This is a genomic window from Pseudonocardia sp. CA-107938 (genome assembly GCF_050936315.1).
In the GTDB taxonomy this organism is placed as follows: Bacteria; Actinomycetota; Actinomycetes; order Mycobacteriales; family Pseudonocardiaceae; genus Pseudonocardia.
Map to the genome: position 1 here is coordinate 2662805 of NZ_JBNJNA010000001.1, position 14330 is coordinate 2677134.

General features: G+C 72.3%; 15 protein-coding genes. 3 read left to right on the top strand and 12 right to left on the bottom strand.

Features of this window, described 5'->3' with window-relative positions; all coding sequences use genetic code 11:
* The first annotated feature begins 84 nt into the window (after positions 1-84).
* From ACQEVB_RS13475 to ACQEVB_RS13485, 3 genes are all read left to right on the top strand, one after another.
* Positions 85-600 carry a DUF2076 domain-containing protein gene (locus ACQEVB_RS13475; protein ID WP_432969866.1) on the top strand — a complete coding sequence of 172 codons (516 nt, stop codon included), beginning with the start codon at positions 85-87 and terminating at the stop codon, positions 598-600.
* Positions 590-1168 carry a TIGR00645 family protein gene (locus ACQEVB_RS13480; RefSeq protein WP_432969869.1) on the top strand — a complete coding sequence of 193 codons (579 nt, stop codon included), beginning with the start codon at positions 590-592 and terminating at the stop codon, positions 1166-1168. The genes ACQEVB_RS13475 and ACQEVB_RS13480 overlap by 11 nt, the downstream gene beginning before the upstream one ends.
* 195 nt (positions 1169-1363) lie before the next feature.
* On the top strand, positions 1364-1852 hold the full coding sequence (locus ACQEVB_RS13485) for a hypothetical protein (protein WP_432969872.1): 489 nt from the start codon (positions 1364-1366) through the stop codon (positions 1850-1852).
* Here the strand turns inward: ACQEVB_RS13485 and ACQEVB_RS13490 are convergent.
* Genes ACQEVB_RS13490 through ACQEVB_RS13545 form a run of 12 tightly spaced genes read right to left on the bottom strand, consistent with a single transcriptional unit; the run spans position 1838 to position 14321 of the window.
* Entirely contained in the window at positions 1838-2146 is a 309-nt protein-coding gene (locus tag ACQEVB_RS13490) for a muconolactone Delta-isomerase family protein (protein WP_432969875.1), read from the bottom strand. The genes ACQEVB_RS13485 and ACQEVB_RS13490 overlap by 15 nt on opposite strands.
* Positions 2143-3003 (bottom strand): catechol 1,2-dioxygenase, encoded by an 861-nt coding sequence (gene catA / locus ACQEVB_RS13495; RefSeq protein ID WP_432969878.1) that lies wholly within the window; start codon positions 3001-3003, stop codon positions 2143-2145. Before catA ends, ACQEVB_RS13490 begins: the two co-directional genes overlap by 4 nt.
* Before the next feature lie 13 nt (positions 3004-3016).
* Positions 3017-4120: a mandelate racemase/muconate lactonizing enzyme family protein gene (locus tag ACQEVB_RS13500; protein WP_432969881.1), complete on the bottom strand. Its 1104-nt coding sequence runs from the start codon at positions 4118-4120 to the stop codon at positions 3017-3019.
* Positions 4117-5760, bottom strand: a complete 1644-nt coding sequence (locus tag ACQEVB_RS13505) for an amidohydrolase (protein ID WP_432969884.1) — start codon at positions 5758-5760, stop codon at positions 4117-4119. The genes ACQEVB_RS13500 and ACQEVB_RS13505 overlap by 4 nt, the downstream gene beginning before the upstream one ends.
* The gene (locus ACQEVB_RS13510) at positions 5757-7148 is read right to left on the bottom strand and encodes an APC family permease (RefSeq protein WP_432969887.1); all 1392 of its coding nucleotides are present in this window, start codon (positions 7146-7148) and stop codon (positions 5757-5759) included. The genes ACQEVB_RS13505 and ACQEVB_RS13510 overlap by 4 nt, the downstream gene beginning before the upstream one ends.
* A complete protein-coding gene (locus ACQEVB_RS13515) occupies positions 7141-9090 on the bottom strand; it encodes a primary-amine oxidase (protein WP_432969890.1) in 1950 nt (649 codons plus the stop codon). Before ACQEVB_RS13515 ends, ACQEVB_RS13510 begins: the two co-directional genes overlap by 8 nt.
* Positions 9087-10436 carry an MFS transporter gene (locus ACQEVB_RS13520; protein WP_432969893.1) on the bottom strand — a complete coding sequence of 450 codons (1350 nt, stop codon included), beginning with the start codon at positions 10434-10436 and terminating at the stop codon, positions 9087-9089. The genes ACQEVB_RS13515 and ACQEVB_RS13520 overlap by 4 nt, the downstream gene beginning before the upstream one ends.
* Before the next feature lie 9 nt (positions 10437-10445).
* Positions 10446-11411: a PDR/VanB family oxidoreductase gene (locus ACQEVB_RS13525; RefSeq protein WP_432969896.1), complete on the bottom strand. Its 966-nt coding sequence runs from the start codon at positions 11409-11411 to the stop codon at positions 10446-10448.
* A 10-nt stretch (positions 11412-11421) separates the two neighbouring features.
* Positions 11422-12156 (bottom strand): SDR family NAD(P)-dependent oxidoreductase, encoded by a 735-nt coding sequence (locus ACQEVB_RS13530; protein WP_432969899.1) that lies wholly within the window; start codon positions 12154-12156, stop codon positions 11422-11424.
* Positions 12153-12653, bottom strand: a complete 501-nt coding sequence (locus ACQEVB_RS13535) for an aromatic-ring-hydroxylating dioxygenase subunit beta (protein WP_432969902.1) — start codon at positions 12651-12653, stop codon at positions 12153-12155. The genes ACQEVB_RS13530 and ACQEVB_RS13535 overlap by 4 nt, the downstream gene beginning before the upstream one ends.
* Complete coding sequence (locus tag ACQEVB_RS13540; RefSeq protein WP_432969905.1) at positions 12646-13923, bottom strand: aromatic ring-hydroxylating oxygenase subunit alpha; 1278 nt, start codon at positions 13921-13923, stop codon at positions 12646-12648. The genes ACQEVB_RS13535 and ACQEVB_RS13540 overlap by 8 nt, the downstream gene beginning before the upstream one ends.
* On the bottom strand, positions 13920-14321 hold the full coding sequence (locus ACQEVB_RS13545; RefSeq protein ID WP_432969908.1) for a hypothetical protein: 402 nt from the start codon (positions 14319-14321) through the stop codon (positions 13920-13922). Before ACQEVB_RS13545 ends, ACQEVB_RS13540 begins: the two co-directional genes overlap by 4 nt.
* Positions 14322-14330 lie beyond the last annotated feature (9 nt).

Here is a 14330-nt window from a genome sequence, read left to right on the forward strand (position 1 = left end):
ACCTGGCGGGGCGGCGCCGGACCTCCATCGGTGGTAGGGGCCGGCTCGAGCGCCCGATCATGAGGACCAACGACAGGAGGTCCCATGGACATCAACGAACGGCAGCTCATCCTCGGCCTCGCCGACCGGCTGCGGGCGGCACACCCCGCACAGAAGGACGCCGGGGCGGCCGAGCTGATCACCTCGCAGATCGCGAGCCAGGCCGACGCGGTGTACCTGCTGGTGCAGGCCGTGCTCGTGCAGGAAGACGCCCTGCGGACGGCCCAGGCACGGATCGCCGAGCTCAGCGCGCAGGCACCCGCCGAGCCCAGGGCTGCGTCCGGCGGGCTGCTCGGCAGCCTGTTCGGCATGGACCGCGCAGCGGCACCGGCACCCGCACCGGCGCCGTCCGGGTACGGGGCGCCGCCGGCGCAGGCGCCCGGTGGCGGCGGCGGTGGCTTCCTGAAGACGGCCGCGGTGGCCGCGGCGGGCGTCGCGGGCGGCGGCTTGCTCCTGCACGGGTTGACCAGTGCGCTGTCGCCGTCCCACGGCTCCGCGCCGGAGCCGGCGCCGGACACCAGCGCGTTCGCCTGGGACGGCGGCGACGACGATGCGTGGTAGCCCGCCGGCTGCGGTCCGGCCCGGGCTGGGCGGCGTCATCTTCCTCAGCCGCTGGTTGCAGGCCCCGCTCTACCTGGGCCTGATCATCGCCCAGGCCGCCTACGTCTGGCAGTTCATGCTGGAGCTGTGGCACCTGGTCACCAAGGTCGGCGCGCTGCAGGAAGCCGAGATCATGCTGATCGTCCTCGGGCTGGTGGACGTCGTGATGATCGCCAACCTGCTGATCATGGTGATCATCGGCGGCTACGAGACGTTCGTGTCGCGGATCCACCTGGACGACCACCCGGATCAGCCGGAATGGCTGTCGCACGTCAACGCCAACGTGCTCAAGGTGAAGCTGGCGATGGCCATCATCGGGATCTCGTCGATCCACCTGCTGCGCACGTTCATCCAGGCGCAGTCGTTGTACGCGACCACCCCGCACGCCGGCCAGATCATCCTGTGGCAGACCGTGATCCACCTGACCTTCATCGTCTCCGCGGTGGCGCTGGCGTGGATCGACCGGAGCAGCCGATCGACCTCCTCTCCCGAGAGGGTCGAGACGCCGCAGTTGCCTGTGGCGGCCTGAAGCAGGGCGAACCTCGCTCCGCCGAGCTGATCGCCCTTGGGACCGAGTCCCGAGGGCGTGGCTCGGCGGAGCATTCGTCGTTCACGCCAGATGTGTGCGCGACCCGCCGGTCGGACACCGATCCACGCCGATCGGGGGAGCGATGCCGAAGCTCGACCGATGCGCTGCGCCGCGCGGCGCGGCGACGCTGGGGGCATGGCACAGAAACTGACTCAAGCGCCTCTCGCAGAGCGCGTCGAGAGCCGATTCGACCAGGTGCGCAACGTCGTCGGATCGCTGTCCTTCCCGCTGGTCGCACGGATCTCCATCTGCGTCGTGTACACGTGGTTCGGGCTGGTCAAGCTGACCGGCCTGAGTGGTGCCACGCCGCTCGCCGAGGAGCTGACCCGGCGCACGATCGGCATCGAGTACTTCGGGACGGCATTCACGTTGCTCGCCGTCGCCGAATGCGTCATCGGCGTGCTCTTCCTGATTCCGGGAACGGTCCGCATCGCACTCGGGATGATGCTCGGCCATCTGGCGATCGTCTGTTCGCCTCTGCTGCTCGTACCGGACGCCGCCTGGATCGCGCCTCTCGTGCCCAACCTCGAGGGCCAGTACATCATCAAGAACGTGCTGCTCCTGGCGCTCGCGCTCGGGATCGGCAACGCCATCTGGCCCGCGCGTCGGTCAGCGGGCGGCTGATCCACCCGCCGCCGCGAGGTCGGAAGGGTGTGCGGCGAGCGGGGTGATGCTGATGGTCATGTGCGGGAACAGCGGGAGGCCCCAGAGGATCTCGTGGAGCTGCTGGTTGCCGTCGACGGCGAAGACGCTGAGGTTGGCGTACTGGCCTGCGCAGCGCCAGATGTGGCGCCAGTGCCCGGAGCGCTGCCACCGCTGGGAGTAGGCCTTCTCGCGGGCGAGGAGGTCGGCGCGCTCCACCGGGTCCATGTCCGGCGGGAGCGCGACGTCCATCCGCACCGCGTAGAGGTCGGTCACGCCGGGTCCAGCCGGAAGTCGTAGGTGACCTCGACGCCGTTGCCGGACGCGGCCGGGGTGGGTCGCAGGATCAGCTCGGGCTTGACCGCCTGTGCCACGTCGTCGGCGATGTGCTCGCCGCCGTCGAAGTACAGCTGGGTGGTGACGGGGAGGGTGCCGGAGGCGGTGACCTTGAGGTGCAGGTGGGCGGGCCGCCAGGCGTGCCAGCCGGCCGCGGTGATGAGCGCGCCGGTGGCTCCGTCGGTGGGGATCTGGTACGGCGCCGGGGCGATGGTGTGGAAGGTGTAGCGGCCGTCGGCGCCGGTGCGGATGGTGCCGCGCAGGTTCCACTCGGGGATGCCCGGGGCGAACCGGGAGTAGTAGCCGTCGGCGTCGGCCTGCCACAGGTCGACGACCGCGCCGTCGACCGGGGTACCGTCGAGGTCGGTCACGGTGCCCTGGAACGTCAGCGGCGTGCCCGGCTCGCCATCCCGCATCGGGAGGGTCGCCTCGCCGGCGAACTCCGGGGAGCCGGGGACGTAGTAGGGGCCCTCGATCGTGCCGACCGCGCCGCGGCGGTCGGCGTGGACGACCTCCTCGACGACGTGCTCGACGAACACGTCGAGGAACAGCGGCCATTCGCCGTCATCGCCGACGCGGATCAGCCACGCCTTGAGCGCGTCGTACTCGGCGTAGGTGAGCTGGTGCTCGCGGATGACCTCGTGCAGGGCGGCGAGCGCGGCCCGGGCGACCGTGCTGACCCGGGCGCTGTCGACGGGTGCCGCGTCGCGCTCCTTCTGCGCGAACGTCGCAGTGGCGGACCGGCCGGAGTCGGCAGCGGTGGGGTTCAGGTCGGACGTGGTGGTCGGGGTGGTCATGTGGGGGTCTCCCTTACGCGTCGGTGCGGTAGTGGGCGAGCTTGTCCGGGTCGATCTCGATGCCGAGGCCGGGACCGGGGCGCACGGCGAGCTCGCCGCCGACGATCTCCAGCGGTTCGGTGAGCAGGTCGTCGGCCATGCCGAGGAAGTTGGACAGCTCACCGGCCCGGTGCGAGCTGTGCCGGTGCGCGGCGCCGAACGCGACCGCGCAGGCGGTGCCGATCTGGCCGTCGACCTGGTTGCCCATGACGACCTCGACGCCGAGCCCCTCGGCCTGGTGCAGGATGCGCTGCGACGTGCCGAAACCGGTCCGGGCGGTCTTAATGCTGATCATGGTCGCGGAGCCGCCGAGCAGCTCCCGGGTGACCTCGCCGGGCGTGGTGGCGCTCTCGTCGGCGACGGTCGGCACGGTGGTCTGCGTGACGAGCCAGCGGCGGCCGAGCACGTCGTCGGCGGGGCAGAGCTCCTCGGCGAGGGTCAGGTCGAGGTCGGCCATGGCGTGCAGGGCGCGGGCGGCTTCCGAGGGCGTCCAGCCGCGGTTGCCGTCGACGTAGAGCTCGACGTCGGGCCCGAGGGCCGTGCGCAGGGCGTGGCAGGCGGCGACGTCGAGGGCCACCGGTCGGCGCCCGACCTTGACCTTGAACGTGGTGACGCCGTGCTCGTCGCGGACGCGCTCGGCCTCGGCCACCATCTCGTCGTCGGGCGCGAACCCGACCATGTGCGCGACCCGCATGCGGTCGGTGAAGCCGCCGAGCAGCTGCGTCACCGGCAGCGCGAGGGTGTGGCCCAGCGCGTCCCACACCGCCATGTCCAGCGCCGCCTTCGCCGCCGGGTTGCCGACGGTGCGGTCCAGTCGGGCACGGGCGATCTCGCGGTCGAGCAGGGTCAGGCCGAGCAGTTGCGGGGCGAACAGCTGCTCGATCACGGCGACGATCGAGGCCTGCGTCTCGCCGTAGGTGTACGGGCGGGGCGGTGCCTCGGCGACCCCGACCACGCCGTCGTCGGTGTGCACGCGGACGAGCACGTGGTCGGCGGTGTGCACCTCGCCGCTGGCGAACCGCATGGGCGTGCGGTACGGGATCGCGAACGGGATCGCCTCGATCCTGACGATCTTCATGCCGAGGCACCGATGCGGTCGTACACCTTCCGGCCGGCGAACCAGGTCTGCTCCGTCACGGTCCCGCCGAGCTGGTCCACCGGAACCGCGAGCGGGTCGCGGTCGAGCACGACGAAGTCGGCGGACTTGCCCACCTCCAGCGACCCCGTGACGTCGTCGGTGCCCATCGCCCGCGCCCCACCGAGCGTGTAGGCGTGGAGCGCCTCGGCGACCGTGATGCTCTGCTCCGGCCAGAGCCGGCCGGGGAACGTGCCGGTGGGGTCGGCCCGGCTCACCAGCCCCTGGATGCCGTACCAGGGGTTGGGTGACGGCATGACCGGCCAGTCGGAGCCTCCGGCCAGCAGGGCACCCGCGTCCAGCAGGTCGCGGTTGGGGTGCAGCCGCTCGGCCCGCTCGCGCGGTACGCACGCGCAGATCGCCTCGGGGATGACGCCGGGGAACCACAGGGGTGGCGAGAGGTCGGCGACCACGTCGAGCTCGGCGAGGCGCGGCACGTCCGCCGGGTCGACGTACTGGCCGTGCGCGATGTGGAAGCGCGTGCCGGTGTGGCCGGAGGCGCGGACGTGCGCGACGGCGTCGAGCGTCATCCGCACCGAGCTGTCGCCGGTGCAGTGGACCTTGGCGCCGAGGCCCTGCTCGGCGACCCGCAGCAGCCACCCGGTCAGCTCGTCGCCGCTCATCGTCGGCTCGCCGCGCCACTCGCTGCCGTGCACGTCGTCGGGCAGGTAGGGCTGCAGGAACGCGGCGGTCTTCGAGGTCGGGACGCCGTCGAGGAAGATCTTGACGAAGTCCGGGCGGTGGTGGGTGCTGCGGTAGGACTCCCGCTGGTCGAGCAGCTCCTGCCCGATCGGGTGCGTGCCGAAGATCTTGTCGTTGATCTGCATCGAGGTGACGACCCACGCGTCGAGGCGCCCGCTGTCGTCGAGGTGCTTGAGCGCGGCGAGCATGGGCAGCGAGGCCGCGGCGTCCTGGAACGTGGTGATGCCGAACGAGTGCAGGATCTCGATGCCCCGCCGACTCGCCGCTGCGTCCCGCTCCACCGAAGCACCGGTGGACGCCGCGTAGGCCCGCTCCACGGGGATCAGGGCGGACTCGATGAGCAGCCCAGGGTTGCGGACGGCGGTGCCGTCGGGCGGGGCGGGGATCGCCGCGTCGATCCCGGCGATGGCGAGAGCGGCCGAGCTGACCCAGCGGTTGTGGCAGCTGTCGTCACGGAGCAGGACCGGTCGCCCGCCGGCGGCGCGGTCGAGGGCCGCCAGGGCAGCGGCGTCCGACAGCACGGGGATCAGGTTGCTGCCCCAGCCGCCGCCGACCACCCACGCGTCGGGTGGGAGCCCGGTCGACCAGGCGCGCACGGCGTCGAGCAGGCCGGTGAGGTCGGCCTGGCCGTCGAGGGTGAGCTCGTAGAGGTCCGCGCGTCCGGCGAGCAGGTGGTGGTTGTGGACGTCGGAGAGACCGGGCATGAGGACGGCCCCGTCGTGGTCGACGACCTCGGGGTCTCCGTCGACCTGGTCGAGCAGGGCGGCGTCGCCCACGGCCGCCACCCGGCCGTCGGCGACCAGCAGCACCGACGCCGACGGCCGGGCCGGATCGAAGGTGTGGATGCGGGCGTTGCGGTGGACGCGATCGACCGTGGTCACCGATCTCCTCCTGACAGGACGAGGCCCGCGAGGAACGCCGCGGCGACCACGGCGAGCAGGGTCGCGGCGAGCACGGCCGAGCCGCTGATCAGCGTCGTGAAGTTGGTGAGCACCAGCGCGGTCACGACCGCGATCCCGAGCAGGCCGAGCACCGGCGCGACCCGCGTGTTCCACACGCGGTCGTCCACGCGGTGGCGGGCGAAGAAGACCAGGATCGCCACCGCGGTGAGCATCATCAGGAGCAGCACGCTGACCGTCGCGACGCCGGACATCCAGGTGAAGAGCGTCTTCACCGGGTCCGCGCCGGCGACGGCGAAGAGGGCGAGGAGCACCGCGGCGGACGCGCTCTGGGTCAGCGACCCCACGGAGGGCGAGCCGTGCCGCTCGTGCGTGCGGGAGAGCGCCTCCGGCCCGATGCCCTGGCGGCCGAGCGCGTAGAGGTAGCGGGAGATCGCGTTGTGGAACGCGAGCAGCGCGGCGAAGAGGCTGGTGAGCAGCAGGATCGCCATCACGTCGGCGAAGACCGGCGCCACGTACTGGGCCGCGGCGGCGAAGACCAGCCCGGCGGTGTCGGCCTGCGCGGCGGCCTGGACCTGGTCGGGTCCGTAGGCCACGACGATCGTCCAGCTGGCGATCGCGTAGAACACCCCGATCAGGATCACCGCGATGTAGGTGGCGCGCGGGATCGTGCGCCGGGGCTCGCGCGCCTCCTCACCGTAGATCGCGGTCGCCTCGAACCCGACGAAGCTCGCGACCGCGAACATCACCGCGATGCCGGTCCCGTCCCCCTGGAAGAACGTCGAGAAGGAGAACGAGGTGGCGGCGTAGCCCGCCGGGCCGCCCGTGGCCAGGATGGCGACCGCGAGCACGACGACGACGGCGATCTCGACGACCAGCAGGACCCCGAGCACCTTGGCCCCGAGGTCGATGCTGCGGTAGCCGAGCACCCCGACGACGGCGATCAGCACCGCGGCGAGGACCCACCACGGGATCTCCGGGCCGCCGTACTTGGTGATCAGGCCCTGCAGCGTCGTCGTGGCCAGCCCGTAGATCGCGGCCTGGATGGCGGTGTAGGCGAGCAGCGCGAGCCCGGCCGCGCCGAGCCCGAGCCGCGCACCCAGCCCGCGGGTGACGTAGGCGTAGAAGGCGCCGGCGTCGACGACGTGGTGGCTCATCGCCGCGTAGCCGACGCTGAAGACCAGCAGGACGACGGCGACGACGAGGAACGCCATCGGCACCCCGGGCCCGTTGCCGATGGCCAGCATGACGGGCAGCGCACCGCCGATCGCGGTGAGCGGGGCCGCGCCGGCGACGACGAGGAAGACGATCCCGGCGACGCCGATCGAGCCGCGCAGCGTGTGCGCGCGGTCGGTTGCCTGTTCAGTCATGGTGCGCTCCAGGGGCGGCCGAGCAGTGGGCGCTGCGGGTGCGGGGGACGTCGAGCGCGGGGTTGCGGTCGAAGAAGCCGACCGGTTTGAGCGTGAAGCCCGTCGAGTCGACGGGCATGATCGGCCAGTCCTCGGGCCGCGGGAAGTGGGTGAGGCCGAAGGTGTGCCAGACGACGACGTCCTGGCCGTCGATGTCGCGATCACCGGCGACGTAGGCGGGCAGCCCGGCACCGCCGGCGTGCTGGTTGACGAAGTCGCCGGCCGCGTAGCGCTGCGCGGCGTCGAAGCGGGTGACCCACAGGTGCTTGCTCGCGAAGGTGGCGCGCTGGTGGATCGAGGACGCCTCGTCGGCGAGCAGCTCGGGGTTGCCCTCGGGCATCAGGGCGTAGGCGACCGGGTCGCCGAGCCGGTTGCGCGAGCCGGGGTTGGTGATGTGCCAGACGCGACCCTGGCGGGGGTCGGCCAGGCGCTGGGCCTCGGACTCGCGCCGCAGCGGTGTCCGCCGCTGGGTGAAGGCGTTGCCCCGCTCGTTGCCGCGCCCCATCGGGACGCGCTGGACCTCGACCTCCTCGACGAGGTTGGCCGCGCCGTCGACCGCCATGTCGAGCCGGGCGCTGAACAGGTGCTGGTGGTAGGGGGCGCCGAGGCCGGGCGCCAGCTGGGAGGCGTACGGGTTGCCGCCCGCCGGCTTGCCGTCGTAGTCGGGGCCGGGGTAGGCCGAGGTGAACACGACGCCCGTGGCCTTGACCTCGCACGCGATGGTGCCGTCGAGGTAGAGGTACCAGTAGAAGCCGTAGTCGTAGTTGCCGATCGTGGTGAAGAACGAGATCACCATGCGGCGCTGCCGGCGGGTCTCGGCCGATCCCGCCCACAGGTCGGTGTGCTTCCAGAGGATCCCGGCGTCCTCCTCGTGCAGGCAGATCGCGTTCGGCAGTACCCGCGGGTGGCCGAACTCGTCGGCGAGGACGGCGTCGAGGTAGGTGATGTCGCCGACGCAGTCGCAGCCGAGCTCGAGCGCGTTGGCGTAGCGCCCGATCATGTACTCGCCGGTGTCGAAGTAGTTCTGCCAGCTGCGGATGGGGGAGGGGTCGGCGTAGGGGACCACCATCTCCGAGATCGACGCGCGGTGGACGATCGGCCGCTGCCGCCCGCCGTCGCGGAACGCGATCTGGTGCAGAACCAGCCCTTCCCGGGCGTCGAACCCGATGCGGAGCGACCAGTTCTCCCACTCCAGGAGGTTGTCGCTCATCGTGAACGACGGCCCCTCGGGCTGGCTGATCTCGATCGGCTTCTGCGAGGTGCGCAGCGGCCCGGTCACGGCGACGTCGTCGTAGTTGGCGGGCTCGGCGGGGACCGGCACGGCCCCGATGTCGATCACCTGGGTCGCCGTGCGCGCGACCACGTCGACGTAGCCGACGAGGCCGTCGACGGGGCGTCCCCAGGCGTGGTCGCGCGGGTGCTCCTGGACGAACGCGAGCCCGCGCAGGATCCGCCGTCCCGTCTCCTCGGGGTAGCCGAAGACCCCGGCCGAGAGCGGGGCGACCCGCACCTGCGCGACGTCCAGCCCGCGCGCCGCGAGCGCGGCGAGCCAGCGCTCGTCGCGGGCCAGCACCTCCTCGACCAGCCCGAACTCCTCGTCGAGCACCGGCAGCTGCCCGTCCGCGACGGGATCGAGGAGGCGCTCGTCGAGCACCGAGCCCCCGGTGATGCCGACGCGGACGTCGCGCCCTTCGGCGCTCGCCGTGTCGTGCAGGAGGACGCGGACCACGCGCTCGGCTCCGTCCAGGGCGTCCTTGGCGGGTTCTTCCAGCCCCAGGTAGACCACGCGCGCGGTGTCGGGCAGCAGGCCGGCGTCGACGAGGATCCGTCGGGCCCGGATGATCTCGTCGGCCGTCAGGAGGGCGAGCGGGTGGGTGGTCGGTGCATCGGCGGTCTGCGTCATCGGGGCGACTCCTTGGTGGTGGTGCGGTCGGGACGCAGGAAGAGCAGCGTCGCCAGTGCGGCCAGCGCGAGGACGCCGCCGGTGAGCAGGAAGCCGTGGTCGAGACCGGCGGCCATGGTCGCGACCATGTCGGGGGTGCGGGGCTGCCCGGCGGCCGGCGCCCGGTAGCCCGCCGCGTCCATCAGCACGCCGATCACGAACGGCGAGCAGATCGCGCCGATCGACGCGATCCCACCCAGCACCGCCATGACCAGTCCGCGCTGCTGCGGCGCGACGGCGAAGGCCAGCGCGCTCGGCAGCATCGGGTAGATGAGGCTGCAGCCGGCCGCGACCGTCAGCAGCGCGACGGCGAGCGCCCCGCTCGTCGCCGGGAGCAGCAGGAACGCCGCGGCCGCGACCGCGGCGGCCACGCCGAACGGCACGGCAATGGCCGCGCGCACGCTCCCGCCGCCGAGCATCCGCCGCCGGCCCAGCACCCCGAGCCCGAGCAGCAGGCCGGCGCCGAACAACCACGGCAGCGTGGAGACGACGCCCACCTGGGCGAGCGACAGCCCGACCACGCCGGTGAGGTACTGCGGGGACCACGTCGTGAGGAAGCCCTGGGTCCAGAAGTTGCCGAACCCGCCGATCACGGCCGCGGCGAACGTGCTGCTCAGCAGGAGGGTCCGCACCGGGACGACCGTCGTCTCCGCCGGTCGCTCGGCTGGTCGGTGCCCCGCGAACGGCCCGTCCGACCCGAGGAGCAGCCAGGCGAGCGACCACACGAGCCCGACGATCCCGAGCACGCCGAACGCCCAGCGCCAGCCGAACTCGACGATGACCCACGCGAGCGCCGGCGCGGCGACCACCGGGCCGAGCGCCGACCCGGCGGCGACGACGTTGCTGGGCAGCGCCCGGTCGGCCGGGGCGAACCAGCCGTGCACCGACGTCAACGACATCGCGGTCGCCGGTCCCTCGGCGCCGCCGAGCAGGATCCGGGTGACCAGCAGGATCGCGGCACCGCCGCCGAGCAGCATCGGGAACTGCGCGAGGGCCCAGAACACCCCCATCGCGAGCAGGATCCAGGTCGACCGGACCCGCCGCGACAGGATCCCCACCCCGAACGACACCACGGAGTACAGGAAGAAGAACGCGCTGCCGATGAACCCGAACTGGACCGCCGAGAGGCCCAGCTCGGGCATTGCCAGCCCGGCGACCAGGCCCAGCACCGCCTTGTCGGCGAACGCGATGATCTGGAAGGCCACGAGCAGCGCCGTCACGATCCAGGCCCTGCGGTTCATCCGCCCGTCCTGGACGGCGGCGGTGAGCGTCCCGGGGTCCGGTACGGCATCGGTGGACGAGCTCATCGCACTCCCTCAGTAGAGTTCGATCACGAGGCGGGGGCTGCGGGCGCGCGAGACGCACAGCGCCATCTGGTTGCCGGCGGCCCGGTCGGCCGCGGACAGGCAGCTGTCGCGGTGGTCCGGCACGCCGTCGAGCACGCCCGACACGCACGAGCCGCAGACGCCCTCCTGGCAGGAGGTGAAGACCTCGATCCCGTTCTCCTCGAGGACGGACAGGATCGAGCGGTCGGCGGGGACGTCGAACTCCTCGCCCGTGTCGAGCTCGACGACGAAGGGCTGGTCGGCCGAGGTGTCGACCTGTGCTGCGACGAAGTGCTCGACGTGCACGTTGTCCGCGCCGACGACCGGCGCGAGCGTGGCGACGACCTGGTCCATGAACCCGTCCGGGCCGCAGGTGTACACGCGGCTGGCCGGACCCAGCCCGGCGGCGTGCGTCCGCAGCAGTGCGGGCTGGTCGGCGCGCGGCACCCCGTAGTGCAGGTGGACCCGGTCCCGGAAGTCCGCGCGGTGCTCCAGGAGGTCGGCGAAGGCCGCCTCCGCGCGGGAGCGGGCGAAGTAGTGCAGGGCGAAGTCCGCGCCGCGGCGGTGCAGCTCGTAGGCCATGCTCAGCAGGGGCGTGACCCCGATGCCGCCGGCGACGAGCAGGTGCCGGTCGGCGTCCGCGGCCACGGTGAGCAGGTTGCGCGGCGGCCCGATCCGCAGGGTGTCGCCGACCTGCACCTCGTGCAGCGCGGCCGAACCGCCGCGGGAGCCCGCCTCCTTCTTGACGGCGATCAGCAGCGATGCGGCGTCGTCCGGCGGGCTGCACAGCGAGTACTGGCGCAGCACCCCCGTCGGGCCGACGACGTCGACGTGCGCGCCGGCCTCGTACGGGCCGAGCGGCGACCCGTCGGGGGTGACGAGCCGCAGGCTGCGGATCCCGGCCGCCTCCTCGACGACCTCGCTGACGCGGACCGCGACGGTTGCCGAACTGGTCATCGCATCCTCCTCAGCGCAGGTAGAGGCCGCCGTTGGCGTCCCAGCAGGCGCCGGTGACGGAGGCGGCGTCGGGGGAGGCCAGCAGGGCGACCATCCGCGCGATGAACGCCGGGTCGCCCAGGCGGCCGACCGGGATGCCGGCGCGCAGCTGCTCCATCCGTTCCTCGCCGAGGAGCGTGCGGACGGTCTCGCCCTCCTGCGGTCCGGGCGACACGGCGTTGACGGTGACCCCGCGGGCGGCGAGGTCGCGGGCGAACACCTTCGTCGCGGTGAGGACCGCGCCCTTCGACGCCGCGTAGTGCGCGCCGGTGGCGGTGCCGCCGTTCTGCCCGGCCAGCGAGGCCATGTTGACGATCCGGCCGTAGCCCTGCTCGGCGAGGTGGGCGCCGAAGACCTGGCAGGCCCGGAACGTGCCGCCGAAGTTGACGTCCATGACGGCGTCGAGCTCGTCCGGGCCGATCTCCATCACCGGCGTGGCCTGGGTGCGGGCGGCGTTGTTGACCAGCACGTGCACCGCGCCGAACGCCGCGAGCACGTCGCGCAGCAGCACGGCCGGCGCGGCCCGGTCGGCGATGTCGACGGTGAACGCGCGGGCGCCGTCCAGCTCTTTCGCGAGTGCCGCGGCCGCGGCGCCGTCGAGGTCGGCGATCGCGACCCGGTAGCCGTCGGCGTGCAGCCTGCGGACGATCGCCTCGCCCAGCCCGCGCGCGCCGCCGGTGACCACGGCGACCTGCGGGGCGCTCACAGCAGGAACCCGGCGGCGGGCACCGCCGACTCGCTGTCGACGAGCCGGACGACCTTCTGCACGATCCGGTCCCCGTCGGGAGAGAGGCGGATGCGGTGCACGAGGTCGGCGGCCCACAGGTCGTGGCGCTCGCGCTTGTAGGCGACGAGGATCTGGGCGGACCGGACGACGACCTCGTCACCAGACACCGACTCGGGGACGAACCGCGACACCGTGCGGACGGTGCGGGCGGCGTCGACCGCGGCGATGGCGTGCCCCTCGGTCATGCGGGTCACGCGCATGCGGCGCATCCGGGCGTCGTCGTAGACCATGTTGAGGATGTCGTCGAACCGCTCGGCCGCGGGATCGATCGGGATCACGTAGAACCCGTCGTCGGTGTAGAGCGCGTTCCACGCCGCGTAGGCCTTGCGGTCGAGCAGCTCGGCCTCGCGCCAGATCAGCTCGATCGCGCGGGTGACCAGCGGATCGGTGAGCACCCCGAAGATCGCTTCAGTCATCGCGCATCATCGCCTTCCACTGCGCGTACGCGGCGCGCATGCCGGTCTCGTCGGTGACGTGCGAGGTGGGCCAGCCCTCGGGGCTCGGCTTCTCGCGGGCCAGGCCGCGGTTGACCAGGATCGGCATCGCCGGGGCGGCCGCGGCGCCGCGCTGAACGCGGTCCCAGCCTTCGGCGTCGTCCGGTGTGCCGAAGCCGAACGGGCCCTGGAAGTGCTCGTGGATCCGCAGCCGCGCGCGGTTGACGGCGTCGAGCTCGGGCGGGCCGTCCGGCCCGATGGCCACGTGCTCGATGCGCGTCTCGTTCACCGAGACGGGGCGCAGCACCCGGAAGAACGCCGCGGACATCGACACGTTCGGGAAGAGGTTGAGGTTGAACCCGGTGCCGTGCATGGCGCGCACGACCTTGCGGACCTGCGCCTCGTCGAGGCTGCCCGACAGGTGGTCGACGAGGTCGGCGAAGCGGGCCTGCAGCGGCTCGGAACCGTCGTCGGCGTCCAGGTCGGAGTGCGCGGGGACCATCTGCATGACGCTGTTGCCGTGCCCGAGGTCGTGCGTGGTGCACGTCGGGTCGGTCATGAACGACATCATGTTGGCGGTCTCGGCGTCGACCGACGCCATCCACGAGCGGTGCACGATCGGGAAGTGGTAGCCGTCGGTGGTGTTCTCGAGCTGGATCTTCCAGTTACCGCGGAAGGTGAACCGGTGGCGGCCCAGCACCTTGATCGGGTAGCCGCCGCCCTGCTTCATGAAGCGGTCGATCCACAGGCGGGCGTCGCCGAGGAAGTCCGCCAGCGGCTCGGCGGCCTCGTCCAGGGTCGCGAAGATCATCCCGCCGTACGACTCGGTGCGCAGCTTGCGCAGCGACAGGTCGCCCTTCTCCATGACGCCCTCGTAGCCGTCCGGGTAGGGGATGCCGCGCAACGCACCGTCGAGGCCGTAGGACCAGGCGTGGTAGGGGCAGGTGAAGCCGTTGACCTGCCCGCTGGGCTTCTCGCAGAGGCTCGCACCGCGGTGCCGGCACCGGTTCAGCAGCGTGCGCACGACGCCCTTGCGGTCCTTGGTGACGATCACCGGCTGGCGACCCACGAACGTCGAGAGGAACGAACCGGGCTTCGGCAGCTCGCTCTCGTGCGCGACCCAGATCCAGGCCCGCTCGAAGATGCGCGACATCTCCAGCTCGAACAGCTCGGGATCGGTGTAGAGGCGGGCGGCCACGCGGTCGGTGCGGACCAGGTCGGCGGGCGCGGCGCCCAGCACGTCGTCGATCATCGCTGCGCCCCGCCCTCGGGCAGCGCGACGTCCTCGCGCACGGTCAGGGCGCGGCCGATCCGGGCCTCGATCTTGGCGAACCGCCAGAGCTTCGCGTCGCCGTCGCCGACGGGAGTGGTGCGCAGCAGGTTGCAGGCGGCCTTGACGGTCTCCTGGGTGTCGACGTCGGCGAGGATGTAGCAGGTCCACGGCCAGCCGTCGGACGGGCCGACCATGTGCGCGTCGTCGTCGATGTCGCCGATGAAGTCGACCCCGGGCAGGGCCTTGACGCCGTCCATCATCGCCACGAACGCCTGCCAGACGTGGCCGGTCGTGATGCCGTCGGTGGGGAGGTCGAAGAAGTTCTGGTTGATGCCGATGCAGAACAGCACCCGCAGTGGCGCAAGTGGCGCAGCCATGAGGATCTC

Bases quoted from the DNA above. Each gene is read 5' to 3' on its own strand.
- ACQEVB_RS13540 (WP_432969905.1), bottom strand. From the start codon at position 13,923: ATGATCGACGACGTGCTGGGCGCCGCGCCCGCCGACCTGGTCCGCACC.
- ACQEVB_RS13535 (WP_432969902.1), bottom strand. From the start codon at position 12,653: ATGACTGAAGCGATCTTCGGGGTGCTCACCGATCCGCTGGTCACCCGC.
- ACQEVB_RS13475 (WP_432969866.1), top strand. From the start codon at position 85: ATGGACATCAACGAACGGCAGCTCATCCTCGGCCTCGCCGACCGGCTG.
- ACQEVB_RS13525 (WP_432969896.1), bottom strand. From the start codon at position 11,411: ATGACCAGTTCGGCAACCGTCGCGGTCCGCGTCAGCGAGGTCGTCGAG.
- ACQEVB_RS13515 (WP_432969890.1), bottom strand. From the start codon at position 9,090: ATGACGCAGACCGCCGATGCACCGACCACCCACCCGCTCGCCCTCCTG.
- ACQEVB_RS13510 (WP_432969887.1), bottom strand. From the start codon at position 7,148: ATGACTGAACAGGCAACCGACCGCGCGCACACGCTGCGCGGCTCGATC.
- ACQEVB_RS13480 (WP_432969869.1), top strand. From the start codon at position 590: ATGCGTGGTAGCCCGCCGGCTGCGGTCCGGCCCGGGCTGGGCGGCGTC.
- ACQEVB_RS13545 (WP_432969908.1), bottom strand. From the start codon at position 14,321: ATGGCTGCGCCACTTGCGCCACTGCGGGTGCTGTTCTGCATCGGCATC.
- ACQEVB_RS13520 (WP_432969893.1), bottom strand. From the start codon at position 10,436: ATGAGCTCGTCCACCGATGCCGTACCGGACCCCGGGACGCTCACCGCC.
- ACQEVB_RS13500 (WP_432969881.1), bottom strand. From the start codon at position 4,120: ATGAAGATCGTCAGGATCGAGGCGATCCCGTTCGCGATCCCGTACCGC.
- ACQEVB_RS13485 (WP_432969872.1), top strand. From the start codon at position 1,364: ATGGCACAGAAACTGACTCAAGCGCCTCTCGCAGAGCGCGTCGAGAGC.
- catA (WP_432969878.1), bottom strand. From the start codon at position 3,003: ATGACCACCCCGACCACCACGTCCGACCTGAACCCCACCGCTGCCGAC.